21 protein-coding genes and 2 pseudogenes are annotated in these 25,038 nt (G+C 68.4%); 13 read left to right on the top strand and 10 right to left on the bottom strand.

Annotated features, from left to right (window positions below):
* A pseudogene (locus F1193_RS14850) lies at positions 1-232 on the bottom strand (ISAzo13 family transposase); the annotation flags it as partial.
* 621 nt (positions 233-853) lie between these two features.
* On the opposite strand from F1193_RS14850, the gene F1193_RS14855 reads away from it, so the two are divergent.
* Positions 854-2,779, top strand: a complete 1,926-nt coding sequence (locus tag F1193_RS14855; RefSeq protein ID WP_150098583.1) for a potassium transporter Kup — start codon at positions 854-856, stop codon at positions 2,777-2,779.
* A 48-nt stretch (positions 2,780-2,827) separates the two neighbouring features.
* Here the strand turns inward: F1193_RS14855 and F1193_RS14860 are convergent, their stop codons facing one another.
* The 7 genes and pseudogenes from F1193_RS14860 to F1193_RS17530 all read right to left on the bottom strand — a co-directional run.
* Entirely contained in the window at positions 2,828-3,586 is a 759-nt protein-coding gene (locus F1193_RS14860) for a tellurite resistance TerB family protein (protein ID WP_150098584.1), read from the bottom strand.
* A 69-nt stretch (positions 3,587-3,655) separates the two neighbouring features.
* Positions 3,656-3,985: an ATPase inhibitor subunit zeta gene (locus F1193_RS14865; protein WP_150098585.1), complete on the bottom strand. Its 330-nt coding sequence runs from the start codon at positions 3,983-3,985 to the stop codon at positions 3,656-3,658.
* Positions 3,982-5,025 carry a TerC family protein gene (locus F1193_RS14870; protein ID WP_150098586.1) on the bottom strand — a complete coding sequence of 348 codons (1,044 nt, stop codon included), beginning with the start codon at positions 5,023-5,025 and terminating at the stop codon, positions 3,982-3,984. The genes F1193_RS14865 and F1193_RS14870 overlap by 4 nt, the downstream gene beginning before the upstream one ends.
* Before the next feature lie 200 nt (positions 5,026-5,225).
* A complete protein-coding gene (gene arsB, locus F1193_RS14875; RefSeq protein ID WP_246164442.1) occupies positions 5,226-6,314 on the bottom strand; it encodes an ACR3 family arsenite efflux transporter in 1,089 nt (362 codons plus the stop codon).
* Positions 6,315-6,325: 11 nt separating this feature from the next.
* Entirely contained in the window at positions 6,326-6,751 is a 426-nt protein-coding gene (gene arsC / locus F1193_RS14880) for an arsenate reductase (glutaredoxin) (protein ID WP_150098587.1), read from the bottom strand.
* Entirely contained in the window at positions 6,751-7,278 is a 528-nt protein-coding gene (locus F1193_RS17525) for an arsenate reductase ArsC (protein WP_246164443.1), read from the bottom strand. Before F1193_RS17525 ends, arsC begins: the two co-directional genes overlap by 1 nt.
* Positions 7,279-7,401: 123 nt before the next feature.
* Positions 7,402-7,668 (bottom strand): annotated as a pseudogene (locus tag F1193_RS17530) (ArsR/SmtB family transcription factor); the annotation flags it as partial.
* 158 nt (positions 7,669-7,826) lie between these two features.
* Here F1193_RS17530 and F1193_RS14890 point away from each other — a divergent pair.
* From F1193_RS14890 to F1193_RS14930, 9 genes are all read left to right on the top strand, one after another.
* The gene (locus tag F1193_RS14890) at positions 7,827-8,123 is read left to right on the top strand and encodes an ArsR/SmtB family transcription factor (protein ID WP_150098589.1); all 297 of its coding nucleotides are present in this window, start codon (positions 7,827-7,829) and stop codon (positions 8,121-8,123) included.
* Positions 8,120-9,235, top strand: coding sequence for a permease (locus F1193_RS14895; protein WP_150098590.1), 1,116 nt, complete (start codon positions 8,120-8,122; stop codon positions 9,233-9,235). Before F1193_RS14890 ends, F1193_RS14895 begins: the two co-directional genes overlap by 4 nt.
* A gap of 14 nt (positions 9,236-9,249) precedes the next feature.
* The gene (locus F1193_RS14900; RefSeq protein ID WP_150098591.1) at positions 9,250-9,483 is read left to right on the top strand and encodes a thioredoxin family protein; all 234 of its coding nucleotides are present in this window, start codon (positions 9,250-9,252) and stop codon (positions 9,481-9,483) included.
* A gap of 233 nt (positions 9,484-9,716) precedes the next feature.
* Positions 9,717-10,625, top strand: coding sequence for a LysR family transcriptional regulator (locus F1193_RS14905; RefSeq protein ID WP_150098592.1), 909 nt, complete (start codon positions 9,717-9,719; stop codon positions 10,623-10,625).
* A gap of 203 nt (positions 10,626-10,828) precedes the next feature.
* Positions 10,829-11,983 (top strand): ABC transporter substrate-binding protein, encoded by a 1,155-nt coding sequence (locus F1193_RS14910; protein WP_150098593.1) that lies wholly within the window; start codon positions 10,829-10,831, stop codon positions 11,981-11,983.
* Between the two features lie 80 nt (positions 11,984-12,063).
* Complete coding sequence (locus F1193_RS14915) at positions 12,064-13,122, top strand: ABC transporter ATP-binding protein (protein WP_425457246.1); 1,059 nt, start codon at positions 12,064-12,066, stop codon at positions 13,120-13,122.
* Positions 13,119-14,066 carry an ABC transporter permease gene (locus tag F1193_RS14920; protein ID WP_150098595.1) on the top strand — a complete coding sequence of 316 codons (948 nt, stop codon included), beginning with the start codon at positions 13,119-13,121 and terminating at the stop codon, positions 14,064-14,066. Before F1193_RS14915 ends, F1193_RS14920 begins: the two co-directional genes overlap by 4 nt.
* Positions 14,056-14,868, top strand: coding sequence for an ABC transporter permease (locus F1193_RS14925; protein WP_150098596.1), 813 nt, complete (start codon positions 14,056-14,058; stop codon positions 14,866-14,868). The genes F1193_RS14920 and F1193_RS14925 overlap by 11 nt, the downstream gene beginning before the upstream one ends.
* An 18-nt stretch (positions 14,869-14,886) precedes the next feature.
* On the top strand, positions 14,887-16,335 hold the full coding sequence (locus tag F1193_RS14930; protein WP_150098597.1) for a gamma-aminobutyraldehyde dehydrogenase: 1,449 nt from the start codon (positions 14,887-14,889) through the stop codon (positions 16,333-16,335).
* 368 nt (positions 16,336-16,703) lie between these two features.
* Here the strand turns inward: F1193_RS14930 and F1193_RS14935 are convergent, their stop codons facing one another.
* Together F1193_RS14935 and F1193_RS14940 are read right to left on the bottom strand one after the other, a co-directional pair.
* Complete coding sequence (locus F1193_RS14935; protein WP_150098598.1) at positions 16,704-18,200, bottom strand: APC family permease; 1,497 nt, start codon at positions 18,198-18,200, stop codon at positions 16,704-16,706.
* 14 nt (positions 18,201-18,214) lie between these two features.
* Positions 18,215-18,433, bottom strand: coding sequence for a hypothetical protein (locus tag F1193_RS14940; RefSeq protein WP_150098599.1), 219 nt, complete (start codon positions 18,431-18,433; stop codon positions 18,215-18,217).
* 127 nt (positions 18,434-18,560) lie between these two features.
* Here F1193_RS14940 and F1193_RS14945 point away from each other — a divergent pair, with 127 nt between their 5' ends.
* The 3 genes from F1193_RS14945 to F1193_RS14955 all read left to right on the top strand — a co-directional run bounded on the left by F1193_RS14945 (position 18,561) and on the right by F1193_RS14955 (position 24,971).
* Positions 18,561-20,759 (top strand): oxidoreductase, encoded by a 2,199-nt coding sequence (locus F1193_RS14945; RefSeq protein WP_150098600.1) that lies wholly within the window; start codon positions 18,561-18,563, stop codon positions 20,757-20,759.
* A 65-nt stretch (positions 20,760-20,824) separates the two neighbouring features.
* Positions 20,825-23,995: a heterodisulfide reductase-related iron-sulfur binding cluster gene (locus F1193_RS14950; protein ID WP_150098601.1), complete on the top strand. Its 3,171-nt coding sequence runs from the start codon at positions 20,825-20,827 to the stop codon at positions 23,993-23,995.
* Positions 23,996-23,999: 4 nt separating this feature from the next.
* Positions 24,000-24,971 (top strand): electron transfer flavoprotein subunit alpha/FixB family protein, encoded by a 972-nt coding sequence (locus tag F1193_RS14955; RefSeq protein ID WP_150098602.1) that lies wholly within the window; start codon positions 24,000-24,002, stop codon positions 24,969-24,971.
* Positions 24,972-25,038: the final 67 nt, after the last annotated feature.

The raw sequence follows: 25,038 nt of genomic DNA on the forward strand, positions 1-25,038 counted from the left end.
GACCACCGCCGGGCCGCCGCACCCGGCCGACCGCGAATTCCTCGCCGGCCCGCAACTCGGCCAGCCCGCGCCCGATCGTGCTGCGCGCAATGCCGGTGGCGCGCATCACCGCCGTGACGCCGCCGCGCCCCGCAGCCAGCGCTTCGGCCGCCGCGAACCGGCGCCGGCCTCGCTCGTCGAGAACGTCACAGAGCGCCTCAAAGCGCAGGCGGATGGCCGATTCGTCAATCACTCAAACAGGCTACGAAATCGCCCGCCGCCCCGGAATCCCTGCCGGCCCGTAAAAGACCACACCTCGATTCACTTGTTCGTGGTCAATGCCTAAGGGGTGCGCAACACTGTCCGTTTTGCAGGGCGAGCACCACTGATCCGAATCATATCGGCTGCTCTTGCGCTCGGCGTTGCCCACCATGCCAAGGTTGGGGTCGAGGGCGAGAATCCTCCTTGTCACCACGAAGTCGTCAACGGTCTCGCGGGAGTGAACGGCCTGGGTTCGCCGGAGGCTGGTTGGCTTGGGTTGCCCGGCCATCGTGCCGGCCCGGGCCCCGCACACGATCGGCGTCGGGGAGGGGACGAAGGGCTGGCCCATGGGGTCGTTGGCGAGGCTCCCGCTCGCGCCGACAGGCGCGACTCTTGGATCGGCACGCGCAGCCACTACCTTATGCCAACGGTCCCATACCAGCGGCCCCAAACGCTGACGCGTGGGGCCGTTGGTTCTCGCGGATTTTCTTTCGGGAAATCAGAGATTTCGTGAAAATCCGCGACCGGAGCCAACGGTCCGCGTTCGCGGCCGTTGGTATTGTCCATCCCGCAACTGCCCTTGTCGCGGTCGTTCCCACCGGAGCCTCACGTCATGTCGTCCCCGTCCGCCAGCCCGGCCGCTCCCACCTCGACCGGCGCTCACCCGCCGGCCAGCTTTGCCGCCCTGGTGCTGGGCTCGGTCGGCGTCGTCTATGGCGACATCGGCACCAGCCCGCTCTACGCCTTCCGCGAGGCGCTCGCCGCCGCCTCCGGCCATAGCGGCGCGCCGACCGAGACCGCGGTGTTCGGGGTGATGTCGCTGATCCTGTGGGCGCTGATCCTCATCGTGACGGTGAAATACGTCCTGGTCCTGCTCAGGGCCGACAATGACGGCGAGGGCGGCACGCTGTCGCTGATGGCGCTGGCCCAGCGCGCGATCGGCACCGGCGCGACAACGGCCGGCGCCACCGCGATATTCCTTCTCGGCACGCTGGGCGCGGCGCTGTTCTATGGCGATGCCATCATCACCCCCGCCATCTCGGTGCTGTCGGCGGTCGAGGGCCTGAAGCTGGTGACGCCATCGCTCGCCCATGCCGTGATCCCGATCTCAGTGGCGATCATCATCGGCCTGTTCGCGGTGCAGAGCTTCGGCACCGCAAAGGTGGCGGCGTGGTTCGGCCCGATCACCGTGGTGTGGTTCCTGGCGATGGCGGCGGCGGGCCTGCCGCACATCGCCAATAATCCGGCAGTGTTCGGGGCGTTCAACCCGCTTCATGCCGTCGCCTTCATGTGGGACCACGGCATGGTCGGCCTCCTCACGCTCGGCGCGGTGTTCCTCGCGGTGACCGGCGCCGAGGCGCTCTATGCCGACCTCGGCCATTTCGGCCGCCGGCCGATCCAGGCCGCCTGGATCGTGCTGGTGCTGCCGGCGCTGGTGCTGAACTATCTCGGCCAGGCGGCGCTGATCCTCGCCAACCCGGCGGCGGTCGAGAACCCGTTCTATCTCCTGGTGCCGGACTGGGCGCTGCCAGCCATGGTGCTGCTCGCCACGGCCGCGACGATCATCGCCAGCCAGGCAGTGATCACCGGCGCCTTCTCGCTGACCCGCCAAGCGGTGCAGCTCGGCGTGCTGCCGCGCATGGAGATTCGCCACACCTCGGAGGCGCAGTCGGGCCAGATCTTTATCCCCAGCATCAATCTCTTCCTCGCGCTCGGCGTGCTGCTCTTGATCGCGCTGTTCCGCAATTCGAGCGCGCTGGCGTCGGCCTACGGCATCGCCGTCACCGGCACCATGGTGGTGACGGCGCTGATGGCGTTCATCGTCATCTCGAGGGTGTGGAACTGGGGGCCGTGGGTGGCGGCCGCGGTGATCGCGCCGTTCCTGTTCATCGACGCCACCTTCCTCGCCGCCAATCTGATGAAATTCTTCGACGGCGGCTGGGCGCCAGTGGCGCTGGGCGGCCTCCTGATGCTGGTGATGCTGACGTGGCGGCGCGGCTCGCGCATCCTGTTCGAGAAGACCCGCCGCGCCGAGGTGCCGCTGCCCGAGCTCATCGCCTCTCTGGCCGAGAAGGCGCCCTTGCGGGTGCCCGGCACCGCGGTGTTCCTGACAGCGGACCCGGACTCCGCCCCCACCGCGCTGCTGCACAGCCTGAAGCACTACAAGGTGCTGCATGACAAGGTGGTCATTCTCTCGGTGGTCACCGCCAAGGTGCCGCACATCGCCGATGCCGACCGGGTGAGGATCGAGGCGATCGACGACACCTTCTCGCGCGTCATCCTCACCTTCGGCTTCAGCGAGTCGCCCAACGTGCCGCGGGCGCTGGCGATCTGCCGGCAGCGCGGCTGGAAGTTCGACATCATGTCGACGTCGTTCTTCCTGTCGCGGCGCACCATCCGCGCCTCGGCGCATTTCGGCATGCCGCTGTGGCAGGACAGGTTGTTCATCATCCTGGCGCGCAACGCCGGCAGCGCCAGCGACTTCTTCCAGATCCCCACCGGCCGGGTGGTCGAGATCGGCACGCAGATCACGGTGTGAAGGCGGTTTCCGGGAAACCCGGCGGGCTCCCGGAAACGGTCGCGGTTCCTACGCCGCCTGGCCGAGCGCACCGGTGCCGGCGGCTTCCAGATTCGCCTTGAACGCCGGATCAAGCCCCAGCCGCGACGCCAATTCGTCGAGCCAGGCGCGCTCGGCGGCAGTGTCGGCGTCGATGGCGATGAAGGCGGCAAGATAGACTTCCGCCGCCTCCTCGGGGGTGCGGACCGCGGCGGCCAGCGCGGCCGGGTGATCGGGCCGCGCGATCAGTCCTTCGAGATACTGCCGCTCCTCGAAGGACAGGGTGCTCGCCTCGACGCGCGCGACCAGGCGCTGGCGCTCGACGTCGTCGAGCCGGCCGTCGGCCATTGCCGAGGCGATCATCGCCCGCAGGAGCAGCGTCGCGGTGTCATCCGGGGTCCGCGCACCGGAGGTGAACACCGGTTGGCCGGTGGGCGCAGGTGCCGTGCCGCTCTGCGGCAGCAGGCCCTTGACGGCATCCTGCACGCCCTGCGGCAGGATCGGCCGGCCGGCGCGGTAGTCCTGATAGGCCTTGTAGGCGAGCCCGCCCAGCACCGCCGCGGCGCCGACCTGCAGCGCGGTGCCGGCGTGCTTGCGGACGTGCTTCGAATTGAGCAGCAGGCCGGCGAGGCCGCCGGCGAGCGCGCCGCTGCCGAGCGTGCCGGCATGCCGCGACAGAAAGCCCTCGGCGCCACCGCCCGGGGCAGCCGGGTTTTGCCGGGCCTCGCCCGGAGCGTCGGGAGCGGCGCCGGTCAGCACCGCGTTGAGAAGCCTGTTGACGTCGATCATGATGTCCTCATCGGTGTTGAGTCATATTGGGGCGTTGGCTCATCCTGGCCGGCGCACGCGCCGGCAGGCTCAAGGCTGCGCCAGGTCGAGGCTGGCGCGCAGACGCATCTCGTGCAGATGCCGGCGCAGCCGGGACTCCGTGATGTCGACGCCGTGCGCCGCGAAGTCGGCGGACACCTTGGCGATGACGTCGTCCTGACCGGGCACCTCGCGATCGGCGAGATGCACCGACCACGCATAGGCTTCGAGGTCGGCGTCAGCCAGGCCGAGACGGCGGCCGGCCCATAGCCCGAACAGCACATTGCGCCGGGCGATCTCGCCCTCGCGGATCTCATAGTCGGCAATACCGAAGCCATCGGTGCGGCTGGCGTGCGCCATCCCGTGAAGCGGCGTGGTCATGACGGTTCTCCTCTGGTGAGACGGATCGGCTCGGGGTCGGTGCGCGCCGCCTCATCGGCGGGCGCAGGCGCCTCGCGGCTGGTCTTCCACATCGAGACCGCGACGCCACCGGCCAGCAGGGCCAGGGTCACGCCGAGCGAGATCAGCGGGTCGACCTTGCCGAAGACCTGGCTCCAGAAAATCTTGGCGCCGATGAAGACCAGCACGATCGACAGCGCGTATTTGAGATAGCCGAAGCGGTGGACGCTCGCCGCGAGGGCAAAGTAGAGCGCCCGCAGGCCGAGGATGGCGAAGATGTTCGAGGTGTAAACGATGTAGGGATCGGTGGTGATGGCGAAGATCGCCGGCACGCTGTCCACGGCAAAGACGATGTCGGCAAACTCGATCATCACCAGCGCCAGAAACAGCGGCGTGGCGTAGAGCACCGTTCGCCGGCTCCTCGCAACCGGCCTGCGCACGAAGAACACGCTGCCGCGCAAATCCTTCGTCACGCGCAGGTGGCGTCGAACGAAGCGCATCAGAGGGTTGTCGACAACGGATGACGGATTCTCGGCGACCAGCAGCATCTTGATGCCGGTCACGATCAGGAAGGCGCCGAAGATGTACAGCACCCAGGCGAACTGCGACACCAGCGCGGTGCCGAGCCCGATCATGATCGCGCGCAGCACGATCACGCCGAGGATGCCGTAGAACAGCACCCGGTGCTGAAGATGCCGCGGGATCGCCAGCGTGGCGAAGATCAGCGAGATGACGAAGATGTTGTCGAGCGCCAGCGTCTTCTCGATGAAGAAGCCGGTGAAATAGGCGACGCCGGCCTCCTGGCCCATCTGGGACCACACCCAGGCGCCGAAGGCCAGCGCGACGACGATATAGCACGCCGACAGCAGCAGGCTCTCGCCGGCTGGGATCTCACGCGCCTTGCGGTGGAGAATGCCCAGATCGAAGGACAGAAGCGCAGCGATGATGCCGAGGAACGAAAGCCACGCCCAGGCGGGCTTGCCGAGAAAATCCGCGAACAACAGCTCGGGGCCAAGCGCCATCGCATCCTCCAAATGCCGGCGCGTTTCGCAACGCCACGGCAGGTGAAAGATCCGACATCACAGCGATGGCTCGCTGCCAGAGGGGCCCGGATCGCACCACATGTGGGTTGCCTCCGCTGCTTCTTCCAGTGCCAAATTGTCGCACTTGGCGCGCTCGCGAAGGCCGGTCGTCTCGCCGCAGCAAGATTGCGGAGACGGCGCTATCGCGGCGCTTCGGTCGCGTGGCCCGGCGATGTGGCTGCGGCCGCGCGCCGTCTCGCCTGTGCGCCGCCCGCCTCGTACCAGCCCTTCGAGCGGTTGACGATCCACACCACCGACAGCATCACCGGCACCTCGATGAGCACGCCGACCACGGTGGCGAGCGCCGCGCCGGACTGGAACCCGAACAGCGAGATCGCCGCCGCCACCGCCAGCTCGAAGAAGTTGGAGGCGCCGATCAGCGCCGAGGGGCCGGCGACGCAATGCGCCTCGCCAACGGCGCGGTTGAGCAGATAGGCGAGGCCGGCGTTGAAATAGACCTGGATCAGGATCGGCACTGCCAGGAGCGCGATGATCAGCGGCTGGGCGAGAATCTGCTCGCCCTGGAAGCCGAACAGCAGCACCAGCGTGGCCAGCAGCGCGACCAGCGACAGCGGCTGCAGGCGGCCGAGCATGCGCTGCAGCACCGGCTCGCCGCCCTGCGCCAGCAGCCGCCGGCGCAGCAGCTGCGCGGCGATCACCGGCACCACGATGTAGAGCGCCACCGACAGCACCAGCGTGTCCCACGGCACGATGATGGCGGACAGCCCGAGGAGTAAGCCGACGATCGGCGCAAATGCGAACACCATGATGGTGTCGTTGAGCGCGACCTGGCTCAGCGTGAAGTGCGGCTCGCCGCGGGTGAGGTTCGACCACACGAACACCATGGCGGTGCAGGGCGCCGCCGCCAGGATGATCAGGCCGGCGATGTAGCTGTCGATCTGCTCGGCCGGCAGATAGGGCCGGAACAGATAGCCGATGAACAGCCAGCCGAGCGCCGCCATCGAGAACGGCTTCACCGCCCAGTTGATGAACAGGGTGACGCCGATGCCGCGCCAGTGCTCCTTCACCTGGCCAAGCGCGGCGAAGTCGATCCTGACCAGCATCGGGATGATCATCAGCCAGATCAGCGCCGCCACCGGCAGGTTGACCTTGGCGATCTCGGCCGCGCCGATGGCCTGGAACACGCCCGGCATCACGTGCCCGAGGGCGATGCCCACCACGATGCACAGGGCAACCCAGACGGTGAGATAGCGCTCGAACGTAGACATCGCAAAATCCTTCAAGCTGTCGCGGCGCGGCGCCCGGCGGCGTCGACCACCAGTTCGCCGTCCTCCTTGCGGAACGCGCCGCACTGCGGCGGCAAGAGGTCGAGCACCGCTTCCGACGGGCGGCACAGGCGCACCCCCTTCGGGGTCACCACCAGCGGCCGGTTGATCAGGATCGGATGCGCCATCATGGCGTCGAGAAGCTGGTCGTCCGTCAAAGCGGGGTCGCCGAGGCCGAGTTCGCGATACGGCGTGCCTTTTTCGCGCAAGACCTGCCGCACTGTCAGGCCGGCGCGAGTGATCATCTGCACCAGCAGCGCGCGGGTCGGCGGACATTTAAGGTACGCGATCACGTGCGGCTCGACGCCGGCATTGCGGATCAGCCCGAGCGTGTTGCGCGAGGTGCCGCAGTCCGGGTTGTGGTAGATGATCACGTCCATCAGGTGAGCTCCGCCTTGCGGTGCGTCGCGCCCTCCATGCGCCCGATGTCGCGCAGCTTCGATCCGAGCGCCAGCCGGTCGAGGCTGGCGAACGGCAGGGCGGTGAACACCGAGATGCGGTTCTTCAGATAGCGCAGCGCGGTGACGAACGCGCGCTCGACCATGACATCATTGCCGGTGGCCGCCGCCGGATCCTCGATGCCCCAATGCGCGGTCATCGGCTGGCCGGGCCACACCGGGCAGGTCTCGCCGGCGGCGTTGTCGCAGACGGTGAACACGAAATCCATCACCGGCGCGTCGGGACCGGCGAACTCGCTCCAGCTTTTCGAGCGCAGATCGTCGGTCGGATAGTCGTCCGCCGCCAGCACCTTGAGCGCGAACGGGTTGACGGCGCCCTTCGGCTGGCTGCCGGCGGAGAAGGCACGGAAACGGTCGGCGCCGTCCTTCCTCAGGATGCTCTCGGCCATGATCGAGCGGGCGGTGTTGCCGGTGCACAGGAACAGCACGTTGAAGGCGCGATCGGGCATGGGGGTCTCCTTGTGGCGCGGACGCGCGACCGGGTGGCGGAACGCCGGCGCGGAGGGCGGTGGGCAGAGCTCGGCGTGGCCGCCGCAGCAGTCCTCGACCAGGAAGCCGACAAGCGCGTGAAGGCGCTCGGGTCGGGCGCGATAGACGATCGAGCGGCTGTGGCGCGCGGCATTGATGAGCCCGGCGCGGGCGAGGATGGCGAGGTGCGCCGACAACGTGTTGGCCGGCACCGCCAGCCGTCGCGCCACCTCGCCAGCCGCCAGCCCCTCCGGCTCGTGCGCCACCAGGAGGCGGAACACGTCGAGCCGCGTGGCCTGGGCCAGCGCCGACAGCGCGAGCAAAGCGTCTTCTGATTCCATATTTCGACGATATACGAAATGACGAAGCATCGTCAAGCGGGGATGGCTGGCGATCCGATGCGGGGCCCCCCCGAAATTCCTGTCCCGGGCCCCCCGCCCGCCGCCCGCCGCCCGCCGCCCACCTGCCGCTTGACCGGGCTGCGGGCCGAGTCCAGTCTATGCGCACTGCCGCATAGCCGGATAATCACATGAATGCGCCGGTCGAGCTGATGTCCGCCCTTGCCGACGCCACCCGGCTCGGCGCCCTGCGCCTCGTGTGGGACGGGCAGGAGCATTGCGTCTGCGAACTGATGAAGGCGCTCGGCGCCACCCAGTCGCGCATGTCGCGCCACATGGGCGTGCTGAAGGTCGCCGGCCTCGTGGTCGACCGGCGCGACGCCCAATGGGTGCGCTATCGCCGCAATCCGCGCCTCGATCCCCGGATCATTGCGGTGATCGAGGCCGTGCTGGCGCTGCCGGCCGACCAGAGGAGAGATGCGGCATGACCGAGTGCTGCTCGAAGACCGCCGCCGACTCCATCCCCACCGAATCCAACCTGGCCAGACCCAACCCCGCCAGACCCAACCCCGCCAAGCCGCCGCGCACCGCGGCATGGCTCGCCGGCACGCTGGCCGCGCTCGCGGCCTGGGGTATCGCCTACGCCTTTTTGCAGCCGGCCGCGGACTGGGCCACCGCCCTCTTGCCGCTGGAGCCGGGCAGCCACCTCGCCGAGGCGGTGGCGTTCTTTCTCTACGACACACCCAAGGTGCTGATGCTGCTAGTGCTGGTGGTGTTCGCCATGGGCGTGGTGCGCAGCTTCTTCTCGGCCGAGCGCACGCGCGCGCTGCTCGCGGGCCGACACGAGGGCCTCGGCAATGTCGCGGCGGCCGGGCTCGGCATCGTCACCCCGTTCTGCTCGTGCTCGGCGGTGCCGCTGTTCATCGGCTTCGTCTCGGCCGGGGTGCCGCTCGGCGTCACCTTCTCGTTCCTGATCGCGGCGCCGATGGTCAATGAGATCGCGCTCGGCCTGCTGTGGGCGCTGCTCGGCTGGCAGGTGGCACTGGCCTATCTCGGCTTCGGCCTCCTCATCGCCATCGTTGCCGGCTGGGTGATCGGCCGGCTGCATCTGGAGGGCTGGCTGCAGGACTGGGTGCGCACCGTGCGGGCCGGCGCGGTCGCGCTTCCCGACCAGCGCCTCACCATCGTCGACCGCCTCAAGGCCGGGCTCGACGCGGTGGCCGACATCGTCGGCAAGGTGTGGATGTGGGTCATCGCCGGCATCGCCGCCGGGGCGCTGATCCATGGCTATGTGCCCGCCGAGCTGCTCGCCGCGATCATGGGCCGCGAGGCTTGGTGGTCGGTGCCGGCCGCGGTGGTGGTTGGCATCCCGATGTATTCCAACGCCGCCGGCATCATCCCGGTGGTCGAGGCGCTGCTGGGCAAGGGCGCGGCGCTCGGCACCGTGCTGGCCTTCATGATGAGCGTGATCGCGCTCTCCGCGCCCGAGCTGATCATCCTGCACAAGGTGCTGAAAGGCCGGCTCATCGCGGTGTTCGTCGCCGTGGTCGGGCTCGGCATCCTGGCGGTCGGCTTCCTGTTCAACGCGCTGTTTGCCTGACGAAGGAGAAGACCATGAAGGACATCAAGGTGCTCGGCCCCGGCTGCAAGCGCTGCCAGACCACCGCCGAGATGGTGCAGGCCGAGGCCGACCGGCTCGGCATCACCGTGAAGGTTGAGAAGGTCACCGACTATGCCGCCATTGCCGCCTTCGGCATCGCCTCGACGCCCGGCATCGTCATCGACGGCAAGGTGGTGCATGCCGGCGGCCTGCCCAAGGCCGAGGACATCGCCAAGTGGCTGGCGTGACGGTCGCACGCAGGCAGGACGTCGCTCGTCACCCGCGCCGCCATCCAGTTCGCCGTCGGGCGCCTCGCCCGTGATAGGATTTGCGGCCTCGCGGCCGGAGACCCGCACACCGGTCGCCGGGAGAGTCCTGTCTGATCGGGGCGGCGAAGCCGTTTCCGGCATCCCGGAGGGATCGACCGGAAGCCGTATAATCATCGATCAGCCGTCCCACCCGACACGCCGGCGGTCATCGCATGTCGTTCTCGTTTCGCCAGATTCAGTATTTCATCGCCGTTGCCGAGGCGGGCACGATCTCCGGCGCGGCGAGCCGGCTGTCGACGTCGCAGTCGACCATCACCGAGGCGATCAAGGATCTGGAGGCCGACCTCGGCGTGAAGCTAATCGAGCGCCACGCCCGCGGCGTCCACGTCACCTACAAGGGGCAATTGTTCCTGCGCCACGCCGAGCGCATCTGGCTGGACGTCGCCGACGCCCGGCGGGCGCTGCTGGCCGATTTTCCCGTCACCTCCGGGCGCATCATCGTCGGCGTCACCGCGCTGGTGGCGGGCTACGTGCTGCCGGAGATGCTGGCGCGCTTTCGCCGCGCCTTCCCCTCGATCGCGGTGCAGATCGTCGAGGACACCCACGACTATCTGGAGCACCTCCTGCTCAATGGCGAGATCGACGTCGCGCTGGTGATCGTGTCCTCGCTGTCCGACCCGGAGGCGCTGTCGGCGCAGGTGCTCGACGAATACGGCTACCGGGTGTGGCTGCCGCTGGCCCACCCGCTGGCCGGCCACGCCTCGATCGCGCTGGCCGATCTCGCCGAGCAGCCGCTGGTGGCGCTCGCCGTCGACGAGATCCAGGCCGCCACCGATCGCATGTGGCGGGCGGCGCGGCTGCGGCCCAATGTGGTGTTTCGCACCGGCTCGGTGGAGGCGGTGCGCTCGCTGGTCGCCGCCGGCATCGGACTGACCGTGCTGCCCGATCTGGTGTTCCGGTCGTGGTCGCTGGAGGGACGGCGGCTGGAGGCCCGCGACATCGAGGCCGATTTGCCCAAGATCAAGGCAGCGGTGGTGTGGCGCCGCGGATCGGGCATCAGCCCGGCAACCCGCCGGTTTTTGGACGTCGCGGGCGGACAAAGAGGGGGCCGCGGACGGTGAGAGGCGACGTCCAAGGGCGGCGCAAGGCGGGTCGCCGCACTGCGGAATGATCCGAATTTCATCACTATGATATCGGAATTTCCGAATAGGCTTTCCAGAAGATTGAATTTGTCCGACCGCGCCTCGGTACGGCAACCTTTCTCCATAGGGCCCGCCTGCGATGGACCATCCTCGGCGGGGCTTCGAGCGAGAGAGGGTTTCCGATGTCAGCCGATCCGTCCTGTCTGAGCGTTGTGCTGGCCAGCACCGCCGTCTGCCTCCTCACCCCCGCCGCCTCGGCCGCCGGCCTCGGCCCCGGCGAGGGTGCCGTCGATATCGTCGCCTGGGCCGGCTACATCGAGCGCGGCGAGACCGACAAGGCCTATGACTGGGTCACCGAGTTCGAGAAGAAAACCCAGTGCAAGGTGCGGGTGAAGACCGCCGGCACCTCGGACGAGATGGTGTCGCTGATGAACGAGGGCGGCTTCGACCTCGTCACCGCCTCCGGCGACGCCTCGCTGCGCCTCGTCGCCGGCAAGCGGGTGCGCCCGATCGACACCTCGCTCATTCCCTCCTGGAACACCGTCGACGAGCGCCTGCAGTCGGCGCCGTGGCACACCGTGAACGGCGTCCACTACGGCACGCCCTACCAGTGGGGCGCCAACGTGCTGATGTACGACACCAACGTGTTCAAGGAGGCGCCCAAGAGCTGGAACGTGGTGTTCGAGGCCCAGGCCCTGCCCGACGGCAAGCCCAATGCCGGCCGCATCCAGGCCTATGACGGGCCGATCTACATCGCCGACGCCGCGCTCTATCTGAAGAAGACCAAGCCCGAGCTCGGCATCGACGATCCCTACGAGCTCAACGAGACGCAGTACGCCGCCGCCCTGGAGCTGCTGCGCGCCCAGAAGAAGCTGGTGCAGCGCTATTGGCACGACGCCATGAAGCAGGTCGACGACTTCACCAATGAGGGCGTGGTGGCCTCCTCGGCGTGGCCGTTCCAGGTCAATCTGCTGATCTCCAACAAGCGGCCGATCGCCTCCACCATTCCGGAGGAAGGGGCCACCGGCTGGGCCGACACCACCATGATGCACACCGACGCCCCGCACCCGAATTGCGCCTACATGTGGATGGAGCACTCGCTGTCGCCGAAGGTGCAGGGCGACGTCGCCGCGTGGTTCGGCTCGGTGCCGGCGGTGCCCACCGCCTGCAAGGGCAACGAGCTGCTGGGCAAGGAAGGCTGCAAGACCAACGGCGCGGAGAGCTTCTCGCGCATCTCGTTCTGGCGCACCCCGGTCGCCAAGTGCAGCAAGGCCGAAGGCTGCGTGCCCTACAGCCGCTGGGTCTCCGACTACATCGCCATCCTGGGCGGACGCTGATGGGCGTTGCGGGGCGGCCGGCGCCGCCCCGCTCCGTCGGTAATCCTTCCACGATGTCGATGGAGCTTCCTGTGCTCTCGCTGAGCCCCCTCGCAGCAAGCCCTCCCGCCGCGCAGGCCGAACGTCTTGCGGTGGCCGTCCGCCTCAACGGCGTCACCCGCCGCTTCGGCCCGATCACCGCGCTCGACGGCATCGACCTCGACATCGAGGAGGGCGAGTTCTTCGCCATGCTCGGCCCGTCGGGATCGGGCAAGACCACCTGTCTCAGGCTGATCGCCGGCTTCGACCAGCCGACCTCCGGCCATATCGAGATTTTCGGCGAGACCGCGGAAGGGCTGCCGCCCTACCGGCGCGCCGTCAACACCGTGTTCCAGGACTATGCGCTGTTCCCGCACATGAGCGTGGGCGAGAACGTCGCCTACGGCCTCAAGGTGCGCGGCCTGGGGCGGCCGGACCGCGAGCGCGCAGCGCGCGAGGCACTCGCACTCGTCCGTCTCGAAGGCTACGAACTGCGCCGGCCCTCCCAGCTCTCCGGCGGCCAGCGCCAGCGCGTGGCGCTGGCCCGCGCCCTGGTGCTGCATCCCCGCGTCCTTCTGCTCGATGAGCCGCTCGGCGCGCTCGATCTCAAGCTGCGCGAGGAGATGCAGGTGGAGCTGAAGGCGCTGCAGCGCCGGCTCGGCCTCACCTTCGTGTTCGTCACCCACGACCAAGGCGAGGCGCTGTCGATGGCCGACCGCGTCGCGGTGTTCGCCGAAGGCCGGCTGCTGCAGGTCGGCGCGCCGGAAGAGGTCTATGAGCGGCCGCGCACCCGCTTCGTCGCCGATTTCGTCGGCTCCTCCAACATCCTGCCCGCCGACATGGCCGGCCCGCTATTAGGCGAGCGGCGCGAAGCCAGCCTGCGTCCCGAGCGCATCAAGCTCATCGCCGACGCCGCGGAAGCGCCGGCGGGCTGGCACGTCATCGAGGCCAAGGTCATCGACGTGCTCTACCAGGGCGCCTCGCGGCGGGTGATGGCCGCAACCGAGACCGGCCTGGAGCTCGCGGTGTCCGACGCCGGCCACGGCCCGCGCCCGACGCCCGGCAGCCGCTGCGTGCTGGCCTTTGCCCCCGCGGCGCTGCACCCGCTGGAGGCGGCATGAGCGCGTGGTCCGCCCCGCTGGCGCCGCCGCCGGAGAGCTGGCACCGCCGGCTGACCGACGTGTTCGTCGCCCACCCGGCGCTGCTTCTGCTGCTGCTGCTAACCCCGCCGATGCTGTGGCTCGGCGTGGTCTATCTCGGCTCGCTGTTCGCACTGCTGGCGCAGAGCTTCTTCTCGCTCGACGACTTCTCGGGCGTCATCGACCGCACGCCGACGCTGGCGACCTGGGCAAGCCTGCTCGCGCCGGCCAATCTCGACATCGTGCTGCGCACGGTGCTGATGGCGACGGCGGTGACCATTGCCGCGGCGCTGATCGCCTTTCCCATCGCCCACTATGCCACCTTCCACGCCGGCCCGCGCCTCAAGGCGCTGTTCTATGTCGGGGTGATGCTGCCGCTGTGGTCGTCCTATCTGGTGCGGGTCTATTCCTGGAAGCTGATCCTGGCCAAGGAGGGCATCCTCGGCTGGCTGTTCCATGCCGCGGGGCTCGGCTTCGTGCTCGACGGCGTGCTCAATCTTCCGGTGATCGGCGGCCCCTCGCTGTCGGCGAGCTATCTCGGCACCTTCCTCGTCTTCCTCTATGTCTGGCTGCCCTTCATGGTGCTGCCGATCCAGGCGGCGCTGGAGCGGGTGCCGGCAAGCCTGATCGAAGCCTCCGCCGACCTCGGCGCCCACCCGCGCACCACCTTCAGGACGGTGATTTTGCCGCTCGCCCTGCCCGGCGTGGTGGCCGGCTCGATCTTCACCTTCTCGCTCACGCTGGGCGACTTCATCATTCCGCAGATCGTCGGCGGCTCGCAGCTCTATCTCGGCCAAGCCGTCTACATGCACCAGGGCACCGCCGGCAACATTCCGCTCGCCGCCGCCTTCTCCGTGGTGCCGGTCGTGATCATGGCGGTCTACCTCGCCATCGCCAAACGCCTGGGGGCTTTCGATGCGCTCTGATGGTCGCCCCGCCGGCTTCGGCCTCACGCTCGCCGCGTTCGGCGGCCTCACCTTCCTGCATCTGCCGCTGGCGGTGGTGGTGCTCTACGCCTTCACCACCGACGAGAAGAGCTACACCTTCCCACCGTCCGGCCTGACCCTGAAATGGTTCGCGGTGGCGCTCGAGCGCGAGGACGTGCGCGCCGCCATCTCGCTGTCGCTCGAAGTGGCGGCGATCTCGACCCTGGTCGCGCTGATCCTCGGCACGCTGGCGGCGGCCGCGGTGTCGCGCTCGCGCTTCTTCGGGCGGGAGAGCGTGTCGCTGCTGCTGATCCTGCCGATCGCGCTGCCCGGCATCATCACCGGCATCGCGCTGCGCTCGGCGTTCAATCTCCTGGAGATTCCGTGGTCGTTCTGGACCATCGTGCTCGGCCACGCCACCTTCTGCATCGTCGTGGTCTACAACAACGCCGTCGCCCGCTTCCGCCGCACCTCGGCCTCGCTGATCGAAGCCTCGATGGACCTCGGCGCCGACGGCTTCCAGACCTTCCGCTGGGTGGTGCTGCCCAACATCGCCACCGCGCTGCTCGCCGGCGGCATGCTGGCGTTCGCGCTGTCGTTCGACGAGGTGATCGTCACGACCTTCACCGCCGGCCAGCAGACGACGCTCCCGATCTGGATGCTGTCGGAGCTGGTGCGGCCCCGCCAACGCCCGGTGACCAATGTGGTCGCCGTGTTCGTCATCGTCGTCACCTTCCTGCCGATCCTGCTCGCCTATTACTGGACGCGGGACGGCGGGGCGGTTGCCGGCCAGGGTAAATGATCCAGGAGGCCTGAACGCATGTCCGACGTGTCTGTCACCCTTCCCGCCCGCATGCGCATCGGCGCCGAGTTCGTCGCCGGCACCGAGCCGGGCGAGGCCGCGCTCAATCCGCGCACCGGCGCCACGCTGGCCGAGATCCCGGAGGCCTCGCTCGATCAGGTCGACGCCGCGGTGGCGGCGGCCTCCGACGCCTTCGCCACATGGTCGCAGGAGAGCCCGGCCGCGCGCGCCGCAGCCCTGCTCGCCATCGCCAGCCGCATCGAGGCCGAGGCCGACGCCTTCGCCACGCTGGAGGCGCTCAATTGCGGCAAGCCACGCCATCTGGTGCTGCGCGACGAGATTCCCGCCATCGTCGACTGCCTGCGCTTCTTCGCCGGCGCGGCGCGCACCATGCCCGGCCTGTCGGCCGGCGAGTATCTGCCCGGCCACACCTCGTTCGTCCGCCGCGACCCGATCGGCGTCATCGGCCAGATCGCGCCGTGGAATTATCCGCTGATGATGGCGGCCTGGAAGATCGGGCCGGTGATCGCCACCGGCAACACGGTGGTGTTGAAGCCGTCCGAGCAGACGCCCCTCAGCACGCTGAAGCTCGCGGAGGTCTGCGCCGACATTCTTCCCCCCGGTGTTCTCAACGTCATTCTCGGCCGCGGCGAGAGCGTCGGATCGGCGCTGATCAACCACCCCAAGGTGGCGATGGTGTCGCTGACCGGCGACGTCACCACCGGCCGCAAGGTGCTGCAGGCCGCGGTCAAGACCATCAAGCGCACCCACCTCGAACTCGGCGGCAAGGCGCCGGTGATCGTGTTGGACGACGCCGACCTCGCGGCCGTGGTCGAGGGCGTGCGCACCTTCGGCTTCTACAATGCCGGCCAGGACTGCACCGCCGCCTGCCGTCTCTACGTCCACGACAAGGTCTACGACACGCTCGTCGCCGACCTTTCCGCCGCCGTGTCGACCATCACGTTCGACCGCAGCAACGACGCCGAGAACGAGATGGGGCCGCTGATCTCCGCCCGCCAGCGCGCCCGCGTGGCGAGCTTCGTCGAGCGCGCCCAGGAGCAGAACCACATCGAGATCACGGCCGGCGGTGCGGCGTCGACCAAGTCCGGATTCTACTTCCAGCCGACCGTGGTGGCAGGAGCGCTGCAGAGCGACGAGATCGTGCGACGCGAGGTGTTCGGCCCGGTGGTGTCGGTCACCCGGTTCGGCGACGCCGACGACGTCGTCGCCATGGCCAATGACAGCGACTACGGCCTTGCCTCGTCGGTGTGGACGCGCGACGTCGGCCGCGCCATGACCGCCGCCGCCCGCCTGCAATATGGCTGCACCTGGGTCAACACCCACTTCATGCTGACCAGCGAGATGCCGCACGGCGGCCTGAAGAGCTCGGGCTACGGCAAGGACATGTCGCTTTACGCGCTTGAGGACTACACGGTTGCGCGCCACGTGATGATCAAGCACGGCTGATGCGAACGCCGGCCTGTCGGGCCGGCGCTTCGTCTTCCGGTCGCCGAAAGATCCCTCTCCGATCGGGGATGTCCGGCGCGTGCGTTTCCGGTGGTCGCGACGTGATCGCCGGAAACCGCCTGGCCAACGCCGTCGGCCGGCCCGCGAACGCAAATGCCCTGGGCTGTCAAGCAGCCCGGGGCATTTGCGTTCGGCGCAGGACATTGCGGAACACGGCCATTCGCCGGCTGGCTGGCGCTTGCCTTGGGCCGTTGGGTTTCGGGATCCCGTGGCGATCCCGAAACCCCCGGCCGCCAGACCCCTGAGCGAGAGAGGAAGGGGCCTGGCGAACAGCGTTCGAACGCGGGCCGCACCGGCCCGCGTTCGCATCAGGCATGGCGCGGCGAGATCAGCCAGGCGTCGGAGGCCGGCGCGTCGCTCCGGTCATAGGGCTTGGCGATCAGCATGTAGAGCAGACCGGTGGTGAACACGATCACCGTGGTGAGCAGCATGCCGTAGTTGACGTACCACACCGCATCCGGCGTGCGCGGCCACACCATGTTGGCGATGGCACCGACGCCGTAGACCAGCGCGGCAATGTTCACCACCCAGGCGAAGCGGCCCATGGTGAAATATCCGCTCGGCTTCCAGCCGCGAATGCGCGCGATCAGCGCGGCCGCGACGATCATCTGGAAAGCGAAGTAGATACCGATGGCGCCGAACGAGATGATGGTGGTGACGATGTCCTGCACGAAGGCGCCGGCGCAGACGATGGCGGCCGGCAGCACGCCCGCCACCACCAGCGCGACAACGGGAACGTGGTGGTTGACCGAGATGCGGCGGAGCGCGCCGCTGAACACGATCATCTCGTCGCGGGCGTAGGCGAACAGGAGACGGCTCGCCGCCGCCTGCAGGCTGAGCAGACACGACAGGAACGACACCATCACCACGAGCAGCACCATCCGGGCGCCGAACGGACCGAACGCGTTGGTCAGAACGGTCATCACCGGGTCGGTATCCTCGCCGCGGATGACCTTGCCGATATCGGGCACGGACAGCACCAGCGCGAACAGGATGAACAGTGCCGCCCCGCCGCCGATATAGATCGTCATGCGCATGGCGCGGGGAATCTGCCGGCTCGGATTGGGCGTCTCCTCGGCCATGTCGCCGCAGGCCTCGAAGCCGTAGTACTGGAAGAAGGCGCCGAGCGCGGCGGCGAGGAATGCGGGAAGATAGCCGCCCGCGCCTTCGCCGATGCTGAATGTGTCGAACAGCACGCTGAAGCTCTGGACGCGCTCGAAGATCAGGAGATAGCCGCCGACCACCAGCGCGCCGGCCAGCTCGCAGATGAAGCCGATCATCGCGACCGTCGCGAGGAAGTGGGTTCCCATCACGTTGATCATCGTGGTGACGGCGATCAGCGACAGCGCGACCGTGATGTTGACGTGCGGCGACGGCTCAAGCCCGATCAACTGCGCAAGGTACGGCCCACAGCCGGCAGCGATGCCGGCGATCGAGGCGAACAGCGCCCAGGCGTAGCCCCAGCCGACCATCCAGGCCCATCGCTTGCCGACCAGCCGCCGCGCCCAGGGATAGACACCGCCGGCGATCGGGAACTGCGACACCACTTCGCAGAATACCAGGCAGACCAGGAACTGGCCGAAGCCCACCAGGATATAGGACCACACCATCGGCGGGCCGCCGGTGGCAAGGCAGAACGCGAACAACGTGTACACGCCGACGACCGGCGACAGATATGTAAATCCGAGGGCAAAATTCTCCCAGAGACTCATATTCCTGTCGAACTGAGTCTTGTAGCCGAGAACCGCCAGTTGTGCGGCGTCTTCGGCATTCGACTCGGCCGCGTAAGGACCTGCGCTTGCCATCTCTATTCCCCCAATTAGCTCTCATCCCGAGCCCGGATGAGGCGTTTCAGCCCCATGGCAAACGGCAATTCATGAATCGTGCCAGCATCAACCGACTGACTACACATCGTTTTTTTGGAAAGAACCCGATCAGGCGATGCAGGTCTGCGGCGGACGCTGCAATTCGGCAGCGCTTCCGGATGGGCGCGCTCATGGCGGCGGGTGCTGGAGAATTGCAGCGCCTTGGCGCTCAAGCTGCTGCAATCATGCAGCAGACCGCCTTCAACCCATTATAAATAAATATCTTCTTCGCGTGGCGCGCCTCTTGCTCACCTGATGCCGGGCATCGCCCGCTGCCATTCTCAGGGAGTTTGTACCGTCATGGCTCGCGATCCGAAGTACGATATTCTCTTCGACCCGGTTAAGATTGGGCCCAAGGTCAGCCCCAACCGCTTCTTCCAGACCTCGCATTGCGCCGGCATCGGCTCGGAGCGGCCCGGCACCCAGGCCATGTTCCGCGGCACCAAGGCCGAAGGCGGCTGGGGCGTCGTCTTCACCGAGTTCTGCTCGATCCATCCGGAGTCGGACGAATTTCCCTACACCTCGGCGCGGTTGTGGGACGAGGGCGACGTGCGCAATCTCGGCGTGATGTGCCGCGAGATCCACAAGCACGGCGGCCTGTCGGGCGTGCAGCTGTGGTATGGCGGCGTGCACTCGCCGGCGCTGGAATCGCGCGAGGTGCCGCGCTCGGCCTCGCCGCTGCCCTCGAACCTGCTGCCCGCCCGCACCGTCTATGCCGCCGAGTGCGACGAGGACGACATCAAGGCGGTGATCAACATGTACGTCCTGGCCGCCAAGCGCGCCATGGACGCCGGCTTCGACCTGCTCGAAGTCACCGCCGGCGACAGCACCTTTCCGGTGCAGTTCCTGGAGCGGCGCTACAACAAGCGCACCGACAAGTACGGCGGCTCGCTGGAGAACCGCGCCCGCGTCTATATCGAGATCCTGGCGGCGCTGAAGAAGGCATGCGGCGACCAGTGCGCCATCACCACCCGCTACGAGATCGACACCCTGCAGGGGCCGCACGGCATCGAGGCCAAGGACGAGGGCATCCGCATCGTCGAGATGGTGCACCGCGAGGGCGTGTGCGACCTGTGGGCGGTGAAGATCGGCGACTATGAGGAGTGGGGCGAGGACGCCGGCTCCTCGCGCTTCCGCAAGTCGGGCTGGATGCTGCCCTTCGTCAAGGGCGTGAAGGGCGTGGTCAGCAACGTGCCGGTGGTGGTCAACGGCCGCTTCACCAGTCCCGACGACATGGTTAACATCGTCCGCAGCGGCATCGCCGACATCATCGGCGCGGCGCGGCCCTCGATCGCCGATCCGTTCCTGCCGCGCAAGATCCAGGAGGGCCGGCCCGAGGATATCCGCGAGTGCATCGGCTGCAACATGTGCGTCTCCAAGTTCAACCAGTGCGGCCTGCTGAACTGTACGCAGAACGCCACCGCCATGGAAGAATATCGCCGCGGCTGGCATCCGGAGCGCTTCATCAAGACCTCGAAGCCGTATTCGGTGCTGGTGGTGGGCGCCGGGCCGTCGGGCATGGAATGTGCCCGCGTGCTGGGCGAGCGCGGCTATGACGTCCACCTGCGCGAGGCCGAGCCGGAGCTGGGCGGCCATCTGCGCAACGTCATTCGCTATCCGCGCCTGAACGAGTGGAGCCGCGTCATCACCTATCGCCAGCTTCAGCTGTCGAAGATGAAGAACGTCGAGGTCCATCTCGGCGTCGGCAAGATGAGCGCCGACGACGTCCTGCGCTACGGCGCCGACCGCGTGGTCATCGCCACCGGCTCGCACTGGGCCACCAACGGCCTCGGCGCCGAAGGCCACAGCCCGATCCCCGGCTGCGACGCGGCGCTGCCGACCTGCCTGACGCCCGAACAGATCATGGCCGGCAAGGAGGTCCCCGGCCAGCGCGTGGTGGTGCTCGACGGCGACGGCCACTTCACCGGCATCAGCATGGCCGAGCTGATGGCCGACCGCGGCAAGGACGTCTATCTCGTCACCAACATGTCCGACCCGGCGGAATACAGCCAGTTCACGCTGGAGGTGCAGAACAACAAGCGCATGATGCACGAGAAGGGCATCAAGGTGCTGCGCAACCACTGGGTCGACAACTACGCCGGCGGCAAGCTGACGCTGTTCCACCTCTACCGCCACGGCTGGGCGCTCACCGAGCCCGAGGCCGGCCACCTGCCGCGCCGCGAAGGCACCGATACGCTGGTGCTGGATTGCGACGCGCTGGTGCTGGTCACCTCGCGCGTGCCCAATTCCGCTCTGTTCGCCGAGCTCAAGCGCCGCAAGGCCGAGTGGGCGGACAACGACATCGATGACATCTTCCGGGTCGGCGACTGCTACACGCCGCGCCAGATCTCCAACGCCATCTTCGACGGGCACCGCCTCGCCCGCGAATTCGACAGCCCGCACCCGCAATACCCGCTGCCGTGGATCCGCGAGCGGCAACTTTGGGGTGGGGAGACCATCCCGGCGCTGGGCGACCAGCGGCCCCGCGTCGAGGTCTGACACCCTCGCCTCCGCCGTGTCCCGCTGCCGCGGGGCACGGCTCCCTTCCTCCCGGGATCGTCACGATGCAGACACGCGATCTCTTCTGGCAGATGTCGCCCATCGCCGTGCAGGTGTTCTACGGCATCGGCATCGCGGCCATGGCGACGTTCCTGGCGGCGGCCGTTCATCACGCCAACCGCTACCGCCGCGGCACCGCCGCCGACCGTCCGGTCGACTGGGCCGCCGGGGTCCGGCGGATGGTGAGCGACCTTCTCGCCCATCGCACGCTGGACCGCCGCGATCGCTACGCCGGCATCGGTCACCGCCTGATCTTCTTCGGCTTCGTCACGCTGCTGGCCGGCACGCTGATCATCACGCTGGACTACGACGTGATGCGGCCGCTGACCGGCGTGTCGTTCTGGCATGGCTGGTTCTATCTCGCCTTCAGCCTGGTGGTCGACGTCGCCGGCGTGGTGCTCATCGCCGGCATCGTAATGATGATGGCCCGGCGCGCACTGTTCGCGCTGCCCAAGCTCGACTACCAGCGCGCCTATCGCGGCGAGACGGACATCCGCCCCCAGGCGAGGCGCTGGCAGGTGGAGGATTGGGCGTTCCTGTCGCTGCTGCTGGCGATCGCGGTGTCCGGCTTCGTGCAGGAGGCGACGCGCCTCCTGATCGACCGTCCGCCGCTCGACGACCTGTCGCCGGTCGGCGCCATGCTGGCGCGGCTGATGGAGGCTGCCGGCGTCGACAGCGACGCCGCCGTCGCCATCCGCAAGGCCAACTGGTGGCTTCATGCCGTGCTGGCGCTCGCCTTCGTCGGAACCGTCGCCATCACCAAGGGCAAGCACACCATCGCCGCCATCGCCAGCCTTGCGATGCGCGACACCAGGAACGTCGCGCGCCTGCCCGCACCGCGCGAGGGCGCGCCGGTCGGCGTCAGCCGGCTGGAGGAGATGTCGTGGCGCGACCTTCTGCATTTCGATGCGTGCACCAAATGCGGCCGCTGCCACGAGGCCTGCCCGGCGCGCGTCTCCGGCTATCCGCTGAGCCCGCGCGACCTCATCCTCGATCTCCGGCTCTACGCCGAGTCCGGACTACCCGGCACCGCTGGCCGCGAGCTGCTCGACGTGGTGACGCCGGAGGCGCTGTGGGCCTGCCGCGCCTGTGGCGCCTGCGCCGAGATCTGTCCGGTCGGGATCGAGCACCCGGTAAAGATCGTCAAGATGCGCCGCGCCCTGGTGGAATGGGGCGAGATGGACCCCATCCTGCGCGGCGTGCTGGAAACCATCGCCAATGTCGGCAACAGCTTCGGCGAACCCGCCCGCAAGCGCGGAAGCTGGACGCGCGAGCTGCCGTTCCAGGTCAAGGACGCCCGCCGCGAGCCGGTCGAGGCGTTGTGGTTCGTCGGCGACTTCGCCTCGTTCGACCCGCGCTCGCAGGGCGTGTCGCGAACGGTGGCGCGCATCTTCGCCAAGGCCGGGCTCGACTTCGGCCTGCTCTATGACGGCGAGCGCAACGCCGGCAACGACATCCGCCGCGTCGGCGAGGAAGGTCTCTACGAGACGCTGTCCGGCCACAATGCCGGCCAGTTGCAGCAGGCCAGGTTCGACTGGGTGGTGACCACCGATCCCCACTCCTTCAACACCATCCGCAACGAATATCCCGAGTTCGGCGCGCGCGTCGCCATCCGCCACTACAGCGCGGTGCTCGCCGACATGCTGGAGAGCGGGCGGCTCAAGGTGAAGCGGCCGCTCGGCAAGCGGGTGACGCTGCACGATCCCTGTCACCTCGGGCGCTTCAACGGCGAATACGAGGCGCCGCGCCGCGTGCTGCGGGCGATCGGCTGCGAGATCGTCGAGATGCCGCGCTGCCGCGACAACTCGTTCTGCTGCGGCGCCGGCGGCGGACGCATCTGGGTTCCCGACCCGCCCGGCACCGAGAAGCCGGCGCATTCGCGCATGCACGAAGCGGCCGCGCTCGGCGGCATCGATGTCTTCGTCACCTGCTGCCCGAAGGACCTGACCATGTTTGAAGATGCACGCAAGACCAGCGGGCACGAGGCCGACTTCGTGGTCGCCGACCTCGCCGAACTGGTGGCCGAGGCGATCGAGCTGAAAGCCATTGCGCCGGGGCAGATCCCGGCGCTGATCGACCGCATCACCGAGGCGGTCGCCGACCGCGTCATCGCCCGGCTGGTTCCGGAGCTGTCGCGCGCGCTGGCGGCGAACGCGGCCAGCCTGCCCGCGCCCGCCGTCGCCCCCGTGGCAGCGATTGCGGCGCGCGAGACGGCGGCGTCACCGGCGGTGCCGGTGGAGGCGCCGCCGCTCGCCCCAGCCGGCATCGCGCCGGCCATCTCCGCCCCGCCCGCAGCGACTGGCGCGGACGTCGAAATGATGCCCATCGCACCGCTGGACGCGACTGAGTGGTGCATCGCGCCGCGCCGTCCCGCCGTCATCGCCGGCTACGCGGCGCCAGCGAAGACGGGATGCCGCATCCTGGTCGGCGTCAAGCATGTCGCCAAGCTCGGCGACGAGTTCGGCTTTCGCGCCGACGGCCGCGACGTGCGGCCGGACGACCTCGAATACCAGCTCAACGAGTGGGACGAGACCGCCATTGAGGCGGCGATGCAGATCGTCGAGGCGCGCGGCGCGGGCGAGGTCGTCGCCGTGTGCATCGGGCCCGCCGAAGCGGAAGGCTCGATCCGCAAGGCGCTGGCCAAGGGCGCGGCGCGCGCCGTCCGCCTGTGGCAGGACGGATTGTCGGTCTCCGACCCGATGACCAACGCCGCGCTGCTGGCGGCGGTCGCCGAAGCCGAAGGCGCCGATCTGGTGCTGACCGGCGTGCAGGCGAGCGACGTCGCCAATGGCGCAACCACCGCCGCCACCGCGGCGATGCTGGGCTGGGCTCACGCCGCAGTGGTGGTCGGCCTCGCCTGGGACGGCGGGCCGCGCCTCGACATCGAGCGCGAGCTCGAAGGCGGGCTCCGCCACGCCGCGACGCTGCCGGTGCCGGCGGTGCTGTCGATCCAGGCCGGCGCCAACACGCCGCGCTACGCCACCATGCGCATGATCAAGGACGCGAAGAAGAAGGCGCTCGTGGTGGTCGAGGACATCGCGCTGGGAGACGGCGCGGCCGGCGCCGTGGTGGCGTCGATGGCGCTGCCGCCAGTGGGCCAAGCCACCATGATCGAAGGGACGCCCGCCGAGATGGCGGCCGCCGTTGCGCAACTGATCCGCGACAAGAGGGGTTGATCCGATGGCTGGAATTCTGGTCGTTGCCGAACATCTGCGCGGCCGCCTCGCTCCCGTCACCGGCGAGCTGATCGGCACTGCGGTTGCGCTGAAGGAGCAACTCGGCGGCCCGGTTCGCGTCGCGGTGATAGACGCCGCGCCGGAGGCGCTCGCCGACGACCTCGCCTTCGCCGGCGTTGACGAGATCCTGCTCATCGGCGCGCCAACGCCGGAGTTCGACGCGGTGGCGGCGGCGCATGCAACCGTCGAGATTGCGACTGCGGTGGAAGCGCGCTTGATCCTGATTGGTCACACCGTTTCCGGCATGGGCTTCGGGCCGGCGGTGGCTGCCCGTCTTGGCGGCGGTTTTGCCAGCGATGTGATCACGGTCGAGGCAGTGTCGGGCGGCATTCGGGCGCAGCGCGCCGGCTACGCCAACAAGGTGCTGAGCTGGATGCAGTTCGGCAATGCGCCGCTGGTCACATTGATGCTGCGCGCAGGCGGCGCCAAGCCCCCCGCCGCATCCGATGATGTCGTGTCGCGCCGTGCGGTGACTGTCGACTTTGCGCCAGTCGCATCGTTGCTTTCCGAACATCAGGGTTACATCGATCCGCCGCCGGCTGACGTCGACATCACCAAGGCCGAGGTCATCATGTCGATTGGACGCGGCATCCAGGACGAACAGAACATCGAGCGCTTTCGCGCGCTGGCGGACCGTCTCGGCGCGACGCTCGGCTGCTCGCGGCCCATCGCCGACGCCGGCTGGCTGCCGAAAGCGCACCAGGTCGGCCTGTCCGGCAAGACCGCGTCGAACTGCAAGCTCTATCTCGCGCTCGGCATCTCCGGCGCGGTCCAACATTTGCATGGAATGAAACACGTGGAGACGATCATCGCGGTAAACACCGATCGAAATGCACCCATTTTCAACGCTGCAACTCACGGTGTCTGTGCGGACGTGTTCGCGTTCGCCGACGCTCTGGAGACAAACTTCAACTGACGGCGCCCGCGGCACCGCAACCGCGCGAGGCGGCGCTTCGCGTTTCGCCCGCCCCGGTTTCCGGAGC

Source organism: Blastochloris sulfoviridis (assembly GCF_008630065.1).
In the GTDB taxonomy this organism is placed as follows: Bacteria; Pseudomonadota; Alphaproteobacteria; order Rhizobiales; family Xanthobacteraceae; genus Blastochloris; species Blastochloris sulfoviridis.

Excerpts from the sequence above, each read along its gene's own strand:
- F1193_RS14855 (WP_150098583.1), top strand. The coding sequence starts at position 854 with ATGTCGTCCCCGTCCGCCAGCCCGGCCGCTCCCACCTCGACCGGCGCT.
- F1193_RS14860 (WP_150098584.1), bottom strand. The coding sequence starts at position 3,586 with ATGATCGACGTCAACAGGCTTCTCAACGCGGTGCTGACCGGCGCCGCT.
- F1193_RS14865 (WP_150098585.1), bottom strand. The coding sequence starts at position 3,985 with ATGACCACGCCGCTTCACGGGATGGCGCACGCCAGCCGCACCGATGGC.
- F1193_RS14870 (WP_150098586.1), bottom strand. The coding sequence starts at position 5,025 with ATGGCGCTTGGCCCCGAGCTGTTGTTCGCGGATTTTCTCGGCAAGCCC.
- arsB (WP_246164442.1), bottom strand. The coding sequence starts at position 6,314 with ATGTCTACGTTCGAGCGCTATCTCACCGTCTGGGTTGCCCTGTGCATC.
- arsC (WP_150098587.1), bottom strand. The coding sequence starts at position 6,751 with ATGGACGTGATCATCTACCACAACCCGGACTGCGGCACCTCGCGCAAC.
- F1193_RS17525 (WP_246164443.1), bottom strand. The coding sequence starts at position 7,278 with ATGCCCGATCGCGCCTTCAACGTGCTGTTCCTGTGCACCGGCAACACC.
- F1193_RS14890 (WP_150098589.1), top strand. The coding sequence starts at position 7,827 with ATGAATGCGCCGGTCGAGCTGATGTCCGCCCTTGCCGACGCCACCCGG.
- F1193_RS14895 (WP_150098590.1), top strand. The coding sequence starts at position 8,120 with ATGACCGAGTGCTGCTCGAAGACCGCCGCCGACTCCATCCCCACCGAA.
- F1193_RS14900 (WP_150098591.1), top strand. The coding sequence starts at position 9,250 with ATGAAGGACATCAAGGTGCTCGGCCCCGGCTGCAAGCGCTGCCAGACC.
- F1193_RS14905 (WP_150098592.1), top strand. The coding sequence starts at position 9,717 with ATGTCGTTCTCGTTTCGCCAGATTCAGTATTTCATCGCCGTTGCCGAG.
- F1193_RS14910 (WP_150098593.1), top strand. The coding sequence starts at position 10,829 with ATGTCAGCCGATCCGTCCTGTCTGAGCGTTGTGCTGGCCAGCACCGCC.
- F1193_RS14920 (WP_150098595.1), top strand. The coding sequence starts at position 13,119 with ATGAGCGCGTGGTCCGCCCCGCTGGCGCCGCCGCCGGAGAGCTGGCAC.
- F1193_RS14925 (WP_150098596.1), top strand. The coding sequence starts at position 14,056 with ATGCGCTCTGATGGTCGCCCCGCCGGCTTCGGCCTCACGCTCGCCGCG.
- F1193_RS14930 (WP_150098597.1), top strand. The coding sequence starts at position 14,887 with ATGTCCGACGTGTCTGTCACCCTTCCCGCCCGCATGCGCATCGGCGCC.
- F1193_RS14935 (WP_150098598.1), bottom strand. The coding sequence starts at position 18,200 with ATGGCAAGCGCAGGTCCTTACGCGGCCGAGTCGAATGCCGAAGACGCC.
- F1193_RS14945 (WP_150098600.1), top strand. The coding sequence starts at position 18,561 with ATGGCTCGCGATCCGAAGTACGATATTCTCTTCGACCCGGTTAAGATT.
- F1193_RS14950 (WP_150098601.1), top strand. The coding sequence starts at position 20,825 with ATGCAGACACGCGATCTCTTCTGGCAGATGTCGCCCATCGCCGTGCAG.
- F1193_RS14955 (WP_150098602.1), top strand. The coding sequence starts at position 24,000 with ATGGCTGGAATTCTGGTCGTTGCCGAACATCTGCGCGGCCGCCTCGCT.